This window comes from Brevibacterium siliguriense (genome assembly GCF_900105315.1).
In the GTDB taxonomy this organism is placed as follows: Bacteria; Actinomycetota; Actinomycetes; order Actinomycetales; family Brevibacteriaceae; genus Brevibacterium; species Brevibacterium siliguriense.
The window spans coordinates 475,804-492,450 of record NZ_LT629766.1; the positions used below are offsets into that span (position 1 = coordinate 475,804).

The 16,647-nt window shown below is 66.1% G+C and carries 14 protein-coding genes; 5 read left to right on the top strand and 9 right to left on the bottom strand.

The annotated features are described in order from the left end of the window. The first annotated feature begins 12 nt into the window (after positions 1–12). Positions 13–936, top strand: coding sequence for an IclR family transcriptional regulator (locus BLU88_RS02015; RefSeq protein ID WP_092009568.1), 924 nt, complete (start codon positions 13–15; stop codon positions 934–936). A gap of 24 nt (positions 937–960) precedes the next feature. On the opposite strand, the gene BLU88_RS02020 is transcribed toward BLU88_RS02015, so the two are convergent. Next, on the bottom strand, positions 961–1,878 hold the full coding sequence (locus BLU88_RS02020) for a LysR family transcriptional regulator (RefSeq protein WP_092009570.1): 918 nt from the start codon (positions 1,876–1,878) through the stop codon (positions 961–963). 74 nt (positions 1,879–1,952) lie between these two features. Here BLU88_RS02020 and BLU88_RS02025 point away from each other — a divergent pair, with 74 nt between their 5' ends. Together BLU88_RS02025 and BLU88_RS02030 are read left to right on the top strand one after the other, a co-directional pair. Then, complete coding sequence (locus tag BLU88_RS02025; RefSeq protein ID WP_231939533.1) at positions 1,953–3,530, top strand: aminotransferase class I/II-fold pyridoxal phosphate-dependent enzyme; 1,578 nt, start codon at positions 1,953–1,955, stop codon at positions 3,528–3,530. 370 nt (positions 3,531–3,900) lie between these two features. Beyond that, positions 3,901–4,308 carry a GyrI-like domain-containing protein gene (locus tag BLU88_RS02030; protein ID WP_092009571.1) on the top strand — a complete coding sequence of 136 codons (408 nt, stop codon included), beginning with the start codon at positions 3,901–3,903 and terminating at the stop codon, positions 4,306–4,308. Between the two features lie 615 nt (positions 4,309–4,923). Here the strand turns inward: BLU88_RS02030 and BLU88_RS02040 are convergent. The 8 genes from BLU88_RS02040 to glyA form a co-directional block, all read right to left on the bottom strand. Further along, the gene (locus BLU88_RS02040; RefSeq protein ID WP_167356850.1) at positions 4,924–5,592 is read right to left on the bottom strand and encodes a GntR family transcriptional regulator; all 669 of its coding nucleotides are present in this window, start codon (positions 5,590–5,592) and stop codon (positions 4,924–4,926) included. Between the two features lie 75 nt (positions 5,593–5,667). After that, on the bottom strand, positions 5,668–6,522 hold the full coding sequence (purU, locus tag BLU88_RS02045; RefSeq protein WP_092009573.1) for a formyltetrahydrofolate deformylase: 855 nt from the start codon (positions 6,520–6,522) through the stop codon (positions 5,668–5,670). Positions 6,523–6,579: 57 nt separating this feature from the next. Then, positions 6,580–8,043, bottom strand: coding sequence for an L-serine ammonia-lyase (locus BLU88_RS02050; RefSeq protein WP_092009575.1), 1,464 nt, complete (start codon positions 8,041–8,043; stop codon positions 6,580–6,582). Continuing rightward, positions 8,043–8,765 carry a sarcosine oxidase subunit gamma gene (locus BLU88_RS02055; RefSeq protein ID WP_092009577.1) on the bottom strand — a complete coding sequence of 241 codons (723 nt, stop codon included), beginning with the start codon at positions 8,763–8,765 and terminating at the stop codon, positions 8,043–8,045. The genes BLU88_RS02050 and BLU88_RS02055 overlap by 1 nt, the downstream gene beginning before the upstream one ends. Then, positions 8,758–11,685 (bottom strand): 2Fe-2S iron-sulfur cluster-binding protein, encoded by a 2,928-nt coding sequence (locus BLU88_RS02060; protein WP_092009579.1) that lies wholly within the window; start codon positions 11,683–11,685, stop codon positions 8,758–8,760. The genes BLU88_RS02055 and BLU88_RS02060 overlap by 8 nt, the downstream gene beginning before the upstream one ends. Beyond that, positions 11,682–11,972 carry a sarcosine oxidase subunit delta gene (locus tag BLU88_RS02065; RefSeq protein ID WP_092009581.1) on the bottom strand — a complete coding sequence of 97 codons (291 nt, stop codon included), beginning with the start codon at positions 11,970–11,972 and terminating at the stop codon, positions 11,682–11,684. Before BLU88_RS02065 ends, BLU88_RS02060 begins: the two co-directional genes overlap by 4 nt. Before the next feature lie 22 nt (positions 11,973–11,994). After that, on the bottom strand, positions 11,995–13,212 hold the full coding sequence (locus BLU88_RS02070) for a sarcosine oxidase subunit beta family protein (RefSeq protein ID WP_092009583.1): 1,218 nt from the start codon (positions 13,210–13,212) through the stop codon (positions 11,995–11,997). Continuing rightward, positions 13,212–14,567, bottom strand: a complete 1,356-nt coding sequence (gene glyA, locus BLU88_RS02075; protein ID WP_092017055.1) for a serine hydroxymethyltransferase — start codon at positions 14,565–14,567, stop codon at positions 13,212–13,214. The genes BLU88_RS02070 and glyA overlap by 1 nt, the downstream gene beginning before the upstream one ends. A 172-nt stretch (positions 14,568–14,739) precedes the next feature. Here glyA and BLU88_RS02080 point away from each other — a divergent pair, with 172 nt between their 5' ends. Both BLU88_RS02080 and BLU88_RS02085 read left to right on the top strand, forming a co-directional pair. Then, on the top strand, positions 14,740–15,402 hold the full coding sequence (locus BLU88_RS02080; RefSeq protein WP_092009585.1) for a GntR family transcriptional regulator: 663 nt from the start codon (positions 14,740–14,742) through the stop codon (positions 15,400–15,402). 117 nt (positions 15,403–15,519) lie between these two features. Then, on the top strand, positions 15,520–16,641 hold the full coding sequence (locus BLU88_RS02085) for a YkvI family membrane protein (protein WP_092009587.1): 1,122 nt from the start codon (positions 15,520–15,522) through the stop codon (positions 16,639–16,641). Positions 16,642–16,647: the final 6 nt, after the last annotated feature.

Here is a 16,647-nt window from a genome sequence, read left to right on the forward strand (position 1 = left end):
CATAATGGTCTCATGCACAATGGCACCGACCCGAACGAGGATCTCCGCGAGGAATATCGCATCAAGATGCGCGGTCGGCTGCTGCGTCGGTCCGCTTCGTTCAATGTCGCCCACGCCGTCGACAGCCTCGAACCGGGCACGGGCGCACAGAGCATCCAACGCGCACTGACCTTGCTCAATCTCGTCGGACTCATCGCCGGCGAACGCCGTGAGGGCGCGAGCCTGTCCGAGCTCGCTTCGATCAGCGGCCGCCCGAAGGCCAGCGTCCACCGCATGCTCCAGGCGCTCATCGCCATGGGATACGTCGAACGCCTCGAAGAGGGCGGGTACCGCCTCGGCGTGCAATCGCAGATCCTCGGCCAGCTGGCCCAGAAATCGGTGGACCCCCTGGTTACGGAGTCCGAGTCGAGTCTGATGCGCTTGGCCGAGCTCAGTCAGGACACCGTGTTCCTTACTCTGCGCACAGGCAGCTATTCGATCTGCGCCCGCCGTGAGGAGGGTTTCGGTGAGATCTTCAACAACGCCCTGTCCGTGGGCGACCGCCACCCCTTGGGCATCGGCGCCGGATCGCTGGCGATCCTCTCCGAGCTCTCCCCCGCCGAGGTGGACGCCCAGTTCGAGGCCAACGCCGAGATCCTCGCCGAGAGGTATCCGAAGGTCTCCGTCCCGCACCTGCGCGACATCATCGATCAGGCCCGCATCGACGGCTTCGTCCACAATCCGGGGCTCTTCGCCAAGGGGTCGTGGGCGGTCGCGGTTCCGCTGCGCATCCGCGGATCCCGACCGCGTGCGGCCCTGTCGATCGCCTCGATCGCCGACCGTGTCACCGGCTCCCGAGTCGAACGTCTCGTAGCTCTGCTGCGCCGGGAGGCGAAGGCCATCGCCGAGGCGCTGAGCTCCCAATCCGACCTCACCCCGGACTCCGGCGACCTCTGAGCCAAACGCCCGGCACCTCCCGGATCACTCCCCCGCCGAGGCGGTTCCCCGCTCCGCTGCCACCGCCGCGAGGCTCTCGCGCAACCAGGTGACCGCCGCGGGTACGGAACCCGTGCGGGTAACGAAAGAGACCCGACGCTGCCCGAGGTCCTGAACGGCGGGGCGAAGGACGACGGCGAAGTCCGTGTCGACGGCTGCCTCGGTGCTCAATGCGCAGCCGAGCCCTTCGGCCACGAGACCGTGGATCATCGACAGATCGTCGCTGCGCATGAGCTCCCGGAGTTCGTGGCCGAGTGAACGACAGACCCTCTTAAGCACCCGCACCGAGGCTTCGGCCTCATTGCGGCTGACGATCCAGTCGACGTCGGCCATGTCCGCGACGTCGAGGATCTCTCGTTTCGCCAACTCGCCGTCGGCGGCGACCATGATCCGGTAGGGCTCGTCGAGCAGCGTGCTCAGCCGCAGGTCAGGTCCGGTGAATTCGGGCAGATCCGGGATGTCGTAGATGATCCCGGCATGGACTTCGCCGGCCTGAAGCATCCGCACGACCTCACTCGGCTCGGCCTCGACGACCTCGACCCGCACCGAAGTCCGCGCTCTCAGCTCCGCGATCGCCGCGGGCAGCAGCCGCGAACCGATCGACGGGAACGACCCGATGCGGACGGTGACCGCGCCCGCATCGCGCTGGGCGGTGACGATCCGTTCGGCCCGGTCGAGTCCGGCGAGCACGGAGTCGACCTCGGCGGCGAAGGACTCCCCCAGGGCTGTCAACCGCGTTCCGTGCCGCGACCGGTCGACAAGGCGGACCCGCAGATGCGATTCGAGGGTGCGCAGATGGTGGGTGACGGTCGGCACCCCGTACCCGAGCCGCTCGGCGGCTCGATTGAGACTGCCTTCGTCCCGGATCGCAAGCAGGACGCGGAGCTGCTGAAGATTCATCATGGCATACCCACTATGTCACTGTGTGCGAGATCTTGCTATATTCTCATCCCCCACCGATCCCTACTCTGGGACTCATGCGTGCACACGATGACATGGTCACCGGACCAAACAACTCAGCGGCCGCCTCGGCGAGCACCCCGACCGAGACGGTCCCGCTCACAGCGGCCACACTCGCGGATGATCCCCGCCATCACGCGGCCCCGTACGCTGATGCCCTGCGCAGGCTGGCCGACGAGGACTGGCTGCGTCTCCACGTGCCTGCCCATCAGGGCAGCTGCGAGCACGCGCCGGGGCTGGGGAACGTCGTTGGAGAGGAGGCGCTGGGCATCGACTTCCCCATGCTCTTCAGCGGAGTCGACCAGGAGAACTGGCGGATGATCGACCACACGCGCATCCGCCCCATCGACCAGGCGCAGGCGCTGGCCGCCGAGGCCTGGGGTGCGTCCCGGACGTGGTTCACGACGAATGGGGCCTCGGGCGGCAACCACATCGCCACGACCGTTGTGCGCGGGCTCGGGCGGGAGTTCGTCTGCCAGCGCAGCGTCCACTCCTCCGTCATCGACGGCATCACCCACGCCGACCTCCGCCCGCACTTCCTCCACCCCCGCGTCGATGCCGGCCTCGGCTCCTCCCACGGGGTGACACCCGCCCAGGTCGAACACGCATTGAGCGAGCATCCTTCCAGTTCAGCGGTCTACCTTGTGTCCCCCAGCTATTTCGGGGCGGTGGCCGACATCTCCGCCATCGCGGAGGTGGCTCACCGCCACGATGTCCCTCTCATCGTCGATGAGGCGTGGGGATCGCACCTCGGCCTTCACCCTGACCTGCCCGTCAACGCCGTGCGCTGCGGAGCCGATCTCGTCATCTCGAGCACACACAAGGGCGCTGGCTCGCTCACGCAGTCGGCGATGGTTCAGCTCGGCCACGGTCGGCTGGCCGAGCGGCTCGAACCGCTCGTCGACCGTGTGGTCAGGTCATATCAGTCGACCTCGTGCAGCTCACTCCTGCTCGCCTCCCTCGATGAAGCCAGGCGGCATCTCGTCACTCATCCCGACGCTATCAGCGAGGCCATCGCCACTGCCGAGGACATCCGGGGCCGAGTCCGCGCCGACGTGCGCTTCCGCGATGCGACTCCGGACATCCTCGCAGGTCGCGATGCTGTCGCTGCCGATCCGCTGAAGATCGTCATCGACACGCGAGGCGCCGGGATCACCGGATCAGACGCCCAATACATGCTCATCCGCGATCATCGGATCTACTGCGAGCTCGCGACGCCCTCGGCGCTGCTGCTGCTCGTCGGGGCGACCTCCCCGGTCGACGTCGAACGCTTCTGGTCCGCACTGCAGGCGCTGCCGCGGTCAGAGTCGGAACCCGAGCGGCCGATCGTCCTGCCCGGCAGGTGTGTGAAGCGGCGCGAGATCGGAGAAGCGTTCTTCGCCGCCTCCGAAGTCGTTCCCGCCGCTGAGGCGGTAGGCCGAGTGTCCGCAGATGCCCTCGCCGCGTATCCGCCCGGCATCCCGAACGTCCTTCCCGGTGAGGAGCTCAGCGAGGAGACCGTGACGTTCCTGCGGATGACCGCCGAGGCGCCGTCCGGATACGTCCGCGGAGCCCAGGATTCACGGATGGAGACCTACCGCGTCGTCTCAGAGTGAGTTTCCGCGCCCCCACAGCCTCACCGACCGCTCACGTCAGCGTCGAACACCCTCCGCACAGAGTCGGCAATTCGAGCGGTCCGTGCCGATCTTGGTATCTCATCCCTTCAGTCCGGCGATTCCGCCGCTGACGATGACGGCTTCTTTCACGGGGAGCACCCCCTCTTCTCTGAGCGTCCGCGCGCTTTCACGCTGGCCATCTGCACTCAGACCAGAATGTGATCACATTCTTCGCAAGTGTTTGATCCATCATCTTTAATGCAGTTTCCGAACCTGCTTTGCTTGCGGTCTTGACCTTGCTCCAGGGGAAGCTCTTGAGTGGAAACGGGTGGAATCCACCGCCCATCATGACCAGATATGACGATCCACCATGGCACTCAACATCGCTGTCGATGACCGCAGCAGAATGACCTACATCGGAGTTCCCCTCGGCGGCCCACTCTTCATCTACCGGCATATCGGAGATCCTGCCGATCCCGTCGACCTGACAGTAGGCGTTCCCACCGCCGAGTCTGTCCATCCCTCTGCGGGACTCGTCTTCGACGCCCTTCCGCCCGGGACCTATCTGGTTGGACGCCACACCGGACTTCCCGATGAAATTCCCGTTGCTCAGGCGGAGGTCCGCGCTTGGGCGGAACAGAACGGAGTGACCATCAGCTCTTCTGCTGAGTCAGATGGGGAATCATGGACCGGGCATGCCGAACACTTTCTGACGAAACCTGCGGACGAACCCGATAAGTCGAAGTGGGTGACCGAACTGCTCTACCTGACTGAATGAAACCGCCGACCGTCGATTCTCTCGGACCTTGTCTCGCAGAATCGAGGTCAGGAGGCGATATGTCCGAGCTCCTGACGATCGGAGAGTTCGCAACGGCGACTGGCTCTCGCAGATACAGCCCGCATCAGATCGAGACAGCACGTCTGATTTCTATGCTGCGCCGCATCGACATGCCATTGCCTGCGAATCCGTCGACGGTGGTCAACAGTCCGATACGTCCGGTTTCGACATCGGCACACATTCGGTGGCCGCAGCTCCTGTGCTGTCCTCGACGAGGCACACCTCTGCCAAGGAATTGCCCAGTGTCATCCGCTCCCTCGCGGATCGACTCTTCGGGCTCGCCGAAGACCGAGGAGGCGCCGCAGGCTCTCTCATCGTCATCTACCACGGGCTGACGTGCAGTTCCCGAGGATCCTTGGAGTCTTCGATGCCATCAGGCTCCGCGCCTCTGGACTCGGACTCAGACCTGCAGGTCCACCACGTGAGGTCTACACGGACGTCGATGACGGTCCGGTGCCACGCTGCGAAGTGGCGCTGCCGCTCCACGGTGAATGAGCGCGGACGGAGCGCCCAGTGACGAACGCAATATGGCGGACCGGCTCGACCAGTCGCCTCTCAGGCGCCCAACCCGGCACGAATACGGCGGACGGCGTCGTCGAAGGACTCTTCGGTCGCCTCGGCGGCCGCCCCCGGATCGCCGGCGTCGACGGCATCCATGAGTCGGCGCTGGTGCTTGAGCAGCGGCGCCTTGGCGTCGGCCGCGATCTCCCGCCTGGCACCGACGAGTTTGTACGCCCGGCAGCGCAGCCACAGGGTCCGGATCGTCTCAACGAGGACGGGATTGCCCGAGGCGGAATAGATCGTCGCGAGCAGCACTTCGTCGTGGTCGAGATACTCCGAGACATCACCGGAGTCGAGAGCCGCCTCCATCGCCGCGAACTCCTCATCGAGGCGCGCCCGTCCCGCCCCATCGAGCTTCTGTGCGCCCTGGACCGTTGCTTCGACCTCGAGGATGCGGCGCACCGAATAGATCTGCAGCAGCTCCTCGGCGGTGAATTCTTTGACCACGGCCCCGCGATGCGGACTGGTCTCGACGAGTCCGACCGCCTCGAGCCGGGCCAGCGACTCGCGTACGGGCATGACGCTCGTCCCGAGCGACGCCGCGAGCTGGCGGATCCGCAGTCGATCGCCGCTGCGATAATCGCCGGAGAGGATGCTCGCCTGCAGCGCTTCGAACACCTGGTCGCCGATGCGCGGGCCGATGTCGGTCTGGGTCTCGCTCATAGTCAGCAGTCTATCCACGCCGAGGCGGCTTCCGGCGGTTTCATGGGCTCCGTCCCCTCGGCACCGTGGATACGCCTACCGCAGGACGATGGTCCTCTTGCCCGAGAGGAACACACGTCCGTCGCAGTGCCACTTCACGGCATTGGACAGCGCCTTGCACTCGGCATCGCGGCCGGCGGCCACGAGGTCCTCGGGAGTGAAGGCATGGTCGACCTCGACCAGCTGCTGAGCGATGATCGGCCCCTCGTCGAGTTCGCTGTTGACGAAGTGCGCTGTCGCCCCGACGGTCTTCACTCCGCGCTCCCACGCCTGGTGGTAGGGCTTCGCCCCTTTGAACGACGGCAGGAACGAGTGGTGGATGTTGATGGCCCGTCCGGTGAGTTCGCGGGCGAGGTCGTCGGAGAGGATCTGCATATAGCGGGCGAGCACCACGAGGTCGACCTCGAAGCGGTCGACGAGTTCGAGCAGCTTCGCCTCGGCCTCGGGCTTCGTCTCCTTCGTCACAGGGATCCGGAAGAAGGGAATGTGGTGCCATTCGACGAGCTCACGGTGGTCGGGATGGTTCGACACGACCGCGGCGATCTCGATCGGCAGCTCGCCGACCCGGGCGCGGAAGAGCAGGTCGTTGAGGCAGTGCTCGAACTTCGAGACCATGATGAGCACCCGCCGCTTCTCCCCCTGCGGCCACAGCTGCCAGGTCGCGCCGAACTCCTCACCGATCGCTTCGAAGTCGGTCCGCAGAGCCTCGACTCCGTTGCCGGGCTCGTCGGAGACGCTGAAGTCGATGCGCAGGAACAGCTGCTGGGTCGACTGGTCGTCGAACTGTTTGAGTTCTTTGATGTCCCCGCCGTGGGTGAGCAGGGCACCGGTCACGGCGTGGGTGATTCCGGGGCGCTCGGCGCATTCGAGGGTGAAGATGTAATCCTGCATGTGCTTGTCTTCCTGTCCGTGGGGCGGGGTCTGGGTGGTGCAAGGTCTGGTTGGTGCTCAGCATTCGACGACGTTGACGGCGAGTCCGCCGCGCGATGTCTCCTTGTACTTCGATTTCATATCGGCTCCAGTCTGCCGCATGGTCTCGATCGCCTGGTCGAGACTCACCCGGTGAGAGCCGTCGCCGTGCATGGCCAGCCGAGCCGCATTGATCGCCTTCACCGAGGCGATGGCATTGCGTTCGATGCACGGCACCTGCACGAGGCCGCCCACCGGATCGCAGGTCAGCCCGAGGTTGTGCTCAAGTCCGATCTCCGCGGCGTTCTCCACCTGTTCGGGAGTTCCGCCGAGCACGGCGCACAGTCCTGCGGCAGCCATCGCACAGGCCGATCCGACCTCGCCCTGGCAGCCCACCTCGGCGCCGGAGATCGACGCATTGCGTTTGAACAGGATCCCGATCGCCCCGGCGGTGAGCAGGAACGTCACGACGGCATCGTCGCAGGCCGACCCGACCGAGTCCTCGTCATCACCGGCTCCGACGACAAAGCGGTCCATGTAATGGAGCACCGCGGGGATGATGCCCGCGGCCCCGTTCGTCGGTGCAGTGACGATCCGCCCGCCCGAGGCATTTTCCTCGTTGACGGCCAGTGCATAGAGGTTGACCCATTCGAGGGCGTCGAGGGAACCCGCTGCCCGGTAGTCCGCGGCTTCGAGCTTCGCCTTCAGTTCCGGGGCCCGGCGGCGCACCTTGAGTCCCCCGGGCAGGGTCGTCTCGGTGCGGGTGCAGCCGTTGTGCACGCATTCGGCCATCACCGCCCAGATCTCGAGCAGCTTGGCCCGCAGAGTCTCATCAGTCTGGCGGGCGCGTTCGTTGACGGCCATGAGCTCGGCGATGCTCAGCCCGCGGATGCGACACTGCTCGAGCAGTTCATCGGCCGTGGAGAACGGGATGACGTCCCCGTCTCGACCGGCCGCACCAGGACCGCCCCCGCCGGATCCAGGCCCGTCCCCGGCTGCGTCGATCGCTTCGGCAGCGTCCTTCTCCGCGTTCAGTTCGTCGGCGGTGACGACGAATCCCCCGCCCACGGAATAGTACTCGCGCTCGATGAGCTCACCGGCCGCCTCGGCGCTGATGCGCATCCCATTGGGATGGCCGGGAAGGGATTCCCGCAGGTGCAGGGTGAGATCCGACGCAACGTCGAAGGGCACATCGTTTCGCCCGCCGAGGTGGAGCGACCCTGCCTCACGGATCTCCGCGACCAGCGGGCCCACGGAATCCGTATCGAGCGTTTCGGGTTCCTTCCCGCTGAGCCCCGCGAGCACGGCGAAGTCCGAACCGTGCCCGATGCCCGTGGCACCGAGGGAGCCGAAGAGTCCGACGCGGACCGCATCGACACGCTCGAGCAGACCCGCCTCGGCGAGCTCATCGACGAAGCGCACCGCCGCCCGCATCGGGCCCACCGTGTGCGAGGACGAGGGTCCGATGCCGATCGAGAACAGATCCAGGACCCCGAGGCTCATCAGCCGGCTCCCTCGGCTTCACCTTCGGGCATCTGCCCGTCAGCGAGGAATTCCGCCATTCCGTCGAGCAGCCAACGGACCGTGAAGTCCGCGAAGCTCGCCCGCGGGTAGACACGGTAGGTGTCCTCACCGCTGTGGTGGAGGATCACCGGCACGGGACCCAGCGCCGTGACGATCGCGGATCCGATGCCGAAGGCGCGAGGGTGGAGATCGGCGCGGCAGCTCTTCTCGAGCACTTCGCGGGCTTTCTTCCCCGTCAGTTCGAGGATCGTCCGGTTGGCCGAGAGATCGACGGCCTGTCCGGGCAGTCCCTCGAGTCCCGCCTCCGCGACGATCGTCTCACCGGGCTGCTGGCAGCGGGAGACGTCGACGGCGAGGAATTCGTCGGGGCTCAGCCACAGCACGTGCTGAGCTGCCGGATCACCGGTGACTTCGCCAACGGTGCGCGGCAGGCTGAGACCGAACGTGTCCTCGAGTGACGTCCACGACGCGGAGTCAGGCTGTGCGCGCAGTCCGATCTGCACCGTGAAGGGCAGTTCGCGCAGGCCGACGCTGCGGCCGCCGGCGGCACTCGCCTCGGACATCAGCCCGGCCAGGTGCGCGGCCGGCGAGACACGCAGATCATCGAGTCCGCTCGACCCGGTGCCCGTGTGGGCGGCCTGAGTCTCAGCGGTCGAGGGGGACTGTGCCGTCGCAGGGGTGGAATAGGTGGTGTCAGCCATCGCGGCGGTTTCCTTCCGGATCGTAGAAGACGGGCGAGGTGATCTCGACGTCGACGAGGATGTCGCCGAAGGGAGACTTGACGATCTCACCTTCGCGGTTGCGGCCGTTCTCGACGAGTGCGAGACCGAACGGCCGGTCGAGGCTCGGCGAGATATACGACGAGGTGACATGCCCGATCATCGGCACCGGCCCGTCCTCCGGTGTGACGGGAGTGCCCGCCGCAATGAGCTGGGCGCCCTCGGCCAGGCGGGTCGTGCCGTCGACGGGCAGGACTCCGACAAGATGCTTGCGGTCCTCGCGGGCCGTGTCGACCCGGGAGTAGGAGCGTTTGCCGATGAAGTCCTTGGCCTTCGAGACGATCCACTCCATGCCCGCGTCCTGCGGGGTCACGGTGCCGTCGGTGTCCTGTCCGACGATGATGAAGCCCTTCTCGGCACGCAGCACGTGCATGACCTCAGTGCCGTACGGGGTGATGTCGAACTCGGCCCCCGCCTCGGCGACGGCCTCCCACACGGCCAGCCCGTAGAACGTGTCGACGTTGATCTCGAAGGCGAGCTCACCGGAGAACGAAATCCGGCAGATGCGAGCGGGAATGCCGTTCGCCAGGGTGGTCTCACGGAAGCCCATGAACTCGAAGGCCTCGTTCGACACATCGAGGTTCGGTGCGATCTTGGCGATGACATCGCGCGACCGGGGTCCGGCCACGGCGACAGTCGACCACTGTTCGGTCACCGAGGTGAAGACGACGTCGAGGTCGGGCCATTCGGTCTGGTGCCATTCCTCGAGCCATTCGAGGACGGTCGCGGCCCCGCCAGTGGTCGTCGTCATGTAGTAGCGGTCCTCGGCTACCCGCAGGGTCACACCGTCGTCGAAGATCATTCCGTCGGGCTTGCACATCAGCCCGTACCGGCCCTTGCCGACCTTCAGCTTCTTGAAGCCGTTCGTGTAGATCTGGCCGAGGAACTCTCCGGCGTCCTTCCCGCGGATCTCGATCTTGCCGAGCGTCGAGGCGTCCTGGAAGCCGACGGATTCGCGCACGGCCTTGCCCTCGCGCAGCACCGCCGCCTCCATGTCCTCACCCGGCTTCGGGTAGTACCAGGGGCGCTTCCACTGGCCGACGTCTTCGAACTCGGCACCGTGGGCGACGTGCCAGGGGTGGATCGAGGTGACCCGGGCCGGGTCGAAGAGTTCGCCCTTGCGCCGTCCGGCCAGTGCCGCGAAAGGCACCGGGGCGAAGGGGGCCCGGAAGGTCGTGTGCCCGACCTGTCCGAGGTCGTCGGCTTCCCCCAGCACCGAGGCGATCGCGCCGATCGCGTTGACCGCTGAGGTCTTGCCCTGATCGTTCGCCGTCGAGATCGAGGTGTAGCGCTTGATGTGCTCGACCGAGCGCATGCCCGCGCCCATCGCCCGCTGCACATCGGCGACGGTCTGGTCGCGTTGGAAGTCGATGAAGTGCGTGCTCAGATTCGTGTGGTCGTCCTGCGCCGAGGTGACCAGCCACAGCGGGCGCGCCGGGGCATAGGCCGTCGCCGAGGCCGCGGGGACGGCGAGTGCGGCCGGGAAGCCGGTGCGGTTCGCCGCCTGGTTCCCTGCCTCGGCGCCCTGCCGCAGAGCCGCTTCGAGCGAGTAGTCCCCGGTCACTGCTCCGACGGTGAACTGGTCGCGCACGGGCGTCGTCGGCACGAAGGCCGCGATGTCGACGTTCCAGTGGATTGTGCCCTTGCGCTGACCGTGCAGGTGGATGACCGGCGAATGTCCGCCGGAGACCGCAAGCAGGTCGACGGCAATGCTCTCACCGTTCTCGGCTGCGACGCCGTCGTCATCGAGTCCGGCGACAGTGATGGCGCTGACCCGTCCGGCGGGTCCGTCACCTGCGGTGCCGGTGACGGCAGAGCCGAGGATGAGGCGGGTGCCCGTGGCTGCGGTGACGGATTCGGCGATCGCCGAGGCGGTCGGACGGGAGTCGATGACCGCGGGGACGGTGATGCCTGCCGCGTGGAGGTCGGTGACGAGATCGTAGGCGGAGTCGTTCGTCGTCGCCACGGCCACTTTGTCACCGGCGGCCACACCGTAGCGGCCGAGGTATGTGCGCACGGCCGAGGCGAGCATGATGCCGGGACGGTCGTTGTCGGCGAAGACGATCGGACGCTCGTGTGCACCGGTGGCGAGCACGACCTGACCGGCGCGGATGTGCCAGACCTTCTGGCGCACTCCGCGGCCACCGGCAGCGGCGACGGCGTCGGTGCGGTCTTCGAGGGCGACGAAGTAGTTCGAGTCGTAGCTGCCGAAGACGGTCGTGTTCTTCACGTAGGTGAGCTCTTCGTGCTCGGCGAACCCGGCGACGGTGGACTCGACCCAGGCCAGGGCGTCGACGCCGTCGATCGTTTCGGCCGTGGCCGGTCCCACCGCGAGCAGGGACCCGCCGGGCAGGGACTGGTCGTCGAGGAGGAGTGTGCGCGCACCGGACTTGCCGGCTTCCCGTGCCGCGGCGAGTCCGGCGGGGCCTGCGCCGACGATGAGGACGTCGGTGTGCACGTGCTTGTGTTCGTAGGTCAGTTCGTCCTGGCCGGGGTCGAGGATGCCGAGTCCGGCGAGGTAGTCAGCCTCGAGCCCTTCGGCGACGGCGACGCGGGTGGCGGGCAGCATCGATTCGGAGACGTCGCCGGGGAATCGAGAGTGCACGCGCACAAGCGCGTTGGACTCCTCGACGCCGGCGCCGAGGATGCCGCGAGCGCGTCCCAGGTAGGTCGAGTTGCCGCAGTCGATGCGGCCGGCGGCGATGAGCGCACTGGCGATCGTGTCGCCGGAGAAGCCCGAGTAGGTCGCTCCGTCGACGGTGAAGTCGACCGGCCGGGTGGTGTCGATGCCGGTGGCGGAGGGCAGCCGAGACGCGGAGTGCAGACGGGTGGTGTTCGTCATCGAACCTCTCCTTGGGTGTCGGGACGGGGCGAGCCGATCGGGTAGATCGCGGTGAAGTCGTAGGTGGCCGTGTCGCGGACGGCGTTGAACCACTTCCGGCAGCCGGCGCTGTGGCTCCACATCTCGGCAAAGGCGCCGCGGTTGTTCTCACGGTAGAAGAGGTACTCGGCCCATTCTTTGTCTGTCAGGGCGTACGGGTCTTCGGGGTAGGGGACGTGCGCCTGTCCGCCGTAGTGGAATTCGGTTTCGTCGCGTGGCCCGCAGTTCGGGCAGTGGATGAGCAGCATGTCGGTGTCTCTTTCCTTCCGCTCAGTGGGCCACGGCTGCGGCGCCGTGTTCGTCGATGAGGTGACCGGTTTCGAAGCGGTCGAGGGCGAATGGGGCGTTGAGCGGGTGGGGTTCGTCGTTCGCGATGGTGTGGGCGTAGGTGAAGCCTGCTGCGGGGGTTCCCTTGAAGCCGCCGGTGCCCCAGCCGCAGTTGGCGTAGAGTCCTTGGACTTCCGTCTTCGACACGATCGGTGAGGCATCGAGGGTGACGTCGACGTTGCCGCCCCAGGTGCGCAGCACATGGGCGCGGGCGAAGATCGGGAACAGCTCGACAGCAGCGGCCAGCTGCTCCTCGATGACGTGGAAGCCGCCTCGTTGACCGTAGCCGTTGTAGGAGTCGACGCCGGCGCCCATGACGAGTTCGCCTTTGTGGGCCTGGGAGACGTAGACGTGGACGTGGTTGGACATGACCACGGTCGGGTGCACGGGTTCGAAGAGTTCGGAGACCAGCGCCTGCAGCGGGTGGGTCTGGATCGGCAGGCGGATCCCGGCCATGTCGGCAAGCACCGAGGAGTCGCCGGCCACGGCCAGAGCGACCTTCTCCGTGGCGATCGGTCCGCGGTTCGTCTGGACACCTACGACCTGATTGCCGATGCGTTCGATGCCGGTGACTTCGCAGTTCTGAATGATGTCGACGCCCATCTCATCGGCCTTGCGGGCGAAGGCCCAGGCGACGTGGTCGTGCTTGGCGATGCCGGCGCGCGGCTGATAGGTGCCGCCCATCACGGGGTAGCGGAGGTCGTCGCCGATGTTGATGATCGGGCAGACTTCCTTGACCTGCTTGGGATCGAGCCATTCGGCGTCGACGCCGTTGAGCTTGTTCGCGTTCACCCGGCGCTGGGATTCGCGCACGTCCTGGAGGGTGTGGGCGAGGTTGAGCACTCCGCGCTGGGAGAAGAGGAAGTCGTAGTCGAGCTCTTCGGGCAGCTGTTCCCAGAGCTTGAGGGACTTCTCGTAGATCGCGGCGGACTCGTCCCACAGGTAGTTCGAGCGGATGATCGTCGTGTTGCGGGCCATGTTGCCCCCGGCGAGCCAACCCCTCTCGAGAATGGCGATGTTCGTCATTCCGTGGTTCTTCGCCAGGTAGTAGGCGGTGGCGAGTCCGTGTCCGCCGCCGCCGACGATGACGGCTTCGTAGGACTTCTTCGGCTCCGGGTTGCGCCACAGGAAGTCGGGGTGTTCGGGAAGCTGGTCAGCCATCAGCGTGCTCCGATCTCGGTGAGGGTGGGGTACAGGGGGTGGTCGTTTGCCAGTCGGGTGACGCGTTCGCTCAGTTCGGCGATGATCTCCGGGCTCGCGCCGTTCTCGTCCGTGCCGGCCTTGAGCACCTCGGCGATGATGTCGGCCGCCTCGGCGAATGCTTCGCTGCCGAATCCGCGGCTGGCGAGCGCCGGGGTGCCGATCCGCAGACCGGAGGTGACCATCGGCGGCCTGGGGTCGTCGGGAACGGCGTTGCGGTTGACGGTGATGCCGATCTGGGCGAGCAGATCTTCGGCCTGGGTTCCGTCGAGGATCGAGTTGCGCAGATCGACGAGGACGAGGTGGACGTCGGTGCCGCCGGTGAGGACGGAGATTCCGCGTTCGGCGACGTCGTCCTCGGTCAGGCGGCGGGCGAGTTCGCACGCCCCGGCCAGGGTCCGCTTCTGCTTGTCGACGAAGGTGTCGGTGGCGGCCAGGCCGAAGGCCACGGCCTTGCCGGCGATGACGTGCTCGAGGGGTCCGCCCTGCTGTCCGGGGAAGACGGCGGAGTTGATCTTCTTCGCGATGTCCGCGTCATTGGTGAGGATGATGCCTCCGCGGGGGCCGCCGAGGGTCTTATGCGTCGTCGACGACACGACGTGGGCGTGCGGGACCGGTGAGGGGTGGAGTCCTGCGGCGACGAGACCGGCGAAGTGGGCCATGTCGACCATGAGGTAGGCACCGACCGAGTCGGCGATGCGACGGAACTCGGCGAAGTCGAGCTGTCGGGTGTAGGCCGACCAGCCTGCGACGATGAGCTTCGGCTGGTGCTCGCGGGCGAGGCGTTCGACCTCGGCCATGTCGACGCGTCCGGTCTCGGCATCGAGGCCGTAGGGGACGATCGAGTAGAGGCGGCCGGAGAAGTTGATCTTCATCCCGTGGGTGAGGTGGCCGCCGTGGGCGAGGTTGAGGCCGAGGACGGTATCGCCGGGACGGATGAGTGCGTGCATGACCGAGGCGTTGGCCTGGGCGCCGGAGTGCGGCTGCACGTTTGCGTATGCGGCGCCGAAGAGTGCCTTGACGCGGTCGATGGCGATGCGTTCGATCTCGTCGACGTGTTCGCAGCCGCCGTAGTAGCGGCGTCCCGGGTAGCCCTCGGCGTACTTGTTCGTGAGCACCGACCCTTGAGCTTCCATGACTGCCGAGGCGGTGTGGTTCTCCGAGGCGATCATCTCCAGGCCCTCGCGCTGCCGGGCCAGTTCGGCGTCGATGAATCCGGCGATCTGCGGATCGAGTTCGGCGATCGAGGTGCACAGCTCGACGGGTTCGCGGCTGGGGAAGGTCCCGGTGGAAGCGCCTGTCGGGGCACCGGTCATGCCGGCTTCGACGGGGTGTGCGAGTTGCTCTGTCATGGATCTCCTTCGACCTGTTGCCGATCGGCCGCCCCGGCTGATCGGCAACTAATATATCAGATGCGTTCCTGTAGTGTAGGCAGAGAATTCCAGCCGACGCAATACATCTGACGCAGAGATTATGAGGAGTCTTCTCATGAGCACATCCGCCGACGCGACGTCGCCGACGACGTCCTTGGCGAATCACGCCTATGAGATCCTGCGGCACCGACTCATCATGCTCGACATCGCTCCTGGTGATCCGATCAACGAGGCGGCACTGAGCGCCGAGCTCGAGGTCGGCCGCACGCCGATCCGCGAGGCTCTCAAACGGCTCGAGCGCGACCACCTCGTCGTGTCCTATCCGCGGCGCGGCACCTTCGCCACCAATGTCGACCTCACCGACCTGTCGACGATCTCCGAGATGCGGGAGGCCCTCGAGCCGATCGCCGCCAGGCGCGCGGCACACAACCTCACCCCGGAGCGGCGCCAGGAGTTCACGTCCGCGATCGCCGACCTCAAGGCATTGGAATCGACCGATGAGCAGCGCACCCTCATGGAGCGCGACCTCGAGGTCCACCGACTCATCTACAGCTCCGTGGACAATCCGCACCTGTCGGAGACGCTCATCCGCCTCGATGACCTGGCCACCCGCATCTGGTGCCTCGTCATCCCGGGAATCCCGGATCTCGTCACCCATATCCGCGAGCACATCGATCTGCTCGCGGCGATCCTCGACGGCGACGAAGAGGCCGTCGCTGCCCGCGCTGCCGAGCACGTCCGCGAGTTCGACAAGACCGTCCGCTCCACCTTGCGCTGAGCCAGACCCTCCATTGACGTGATCACAGACACACGCTAACGTGCTTGAGTGTGATATATCAGTTGTCGACCTGAATCTGTCGACCATCTCTCATTCCCTCAACGACGAAGGACTTCCATGGCTGACACCTCCACTGCCACCCATCTGGCTACGACTGAGAAGACCAGCATTCTGCGGGTCATCACCTACGCCGGCGCGATCATCGCGTTCCTCATCGGCTCGGGATTCGCCACCGGTCAAGAGATCCTCCAGTACTACGCGTCCTACGGTTTCTGGGGCGTTTTCGGCACCGGCCTTCTGGTGCTCGTGCTCATCTCCTATGTCGCCGTCGAGCTCTTCCTCACAGGCAGGCGGGAGCAGTTCGACAAACCCTCACGCGTCTTCTATTACTACGGCGGGAAGTATCTCGGCTCGTTCTTCGACTACTTCTCGATCCTCTTCGTCTTCCTGTCCTTCACCGTGATGATCGCCGGCGCCGGCGCGGTCTTCGAGGAGCATTACGGACTGTCGAAATTCATCGGCGGGATCGCCCTGGCCACCGTCGTCTGCGCCACCGTGTGGTTCGGGTTGACCAGCCTCGTCGACGTCATCGGCAAGATCGGCCCGGTCATCGTCGTCGTCGCGATCGCCCTCGGCATCTATGGAATCATGCGCGACCTCGATGGCGTCTCCACCGGGGTCGAGATCCTGCCGAGCCTCGACGTCACTCAGGCGTCGTCGAACTGGTTCCTCTCCGGACTGTCCTATGTCGGATTCTGCATGCTCTGGCTCGCAGCATTCCTCGCCGCCCTCGGCAAGACCGTGAAGAACAAGCGCGAGGCCACGGCCGGCGGCTTCGTCGGCGGAATCGCCTTCTCCCTGGCCTGCATGGTCGTCGGGCTCGGACTGCTTGCCAACATCGGCGAGGTCTTCGACGCCGAGATCCCGATGCTCGTCCTCGCCAGCAGCCTCGGACCGTGGGTCGGTGCGCTCATCTCCGTGATGATCCTCGCCGGAATCTACACGACGGCCATTCCGCTGCTGTGGACGGTGTCTTCGCGCTTCTTCGACGACAAGACGAAGAAGTTCAAGTACGTCACGATCGCCCTTGCAGTGCTCGGAACGACCATCGGCCTCATCCTGCCGTTCTCGCAGATGGTCAACATCGTCTACGTCATCAACGGCTACGTCGGCATCGTCCTCCTGGTGCTGATGATCGTCCGCACGATCCGCCACGTGGCCACCCGCCCGGCCGGTTGAGCTCTC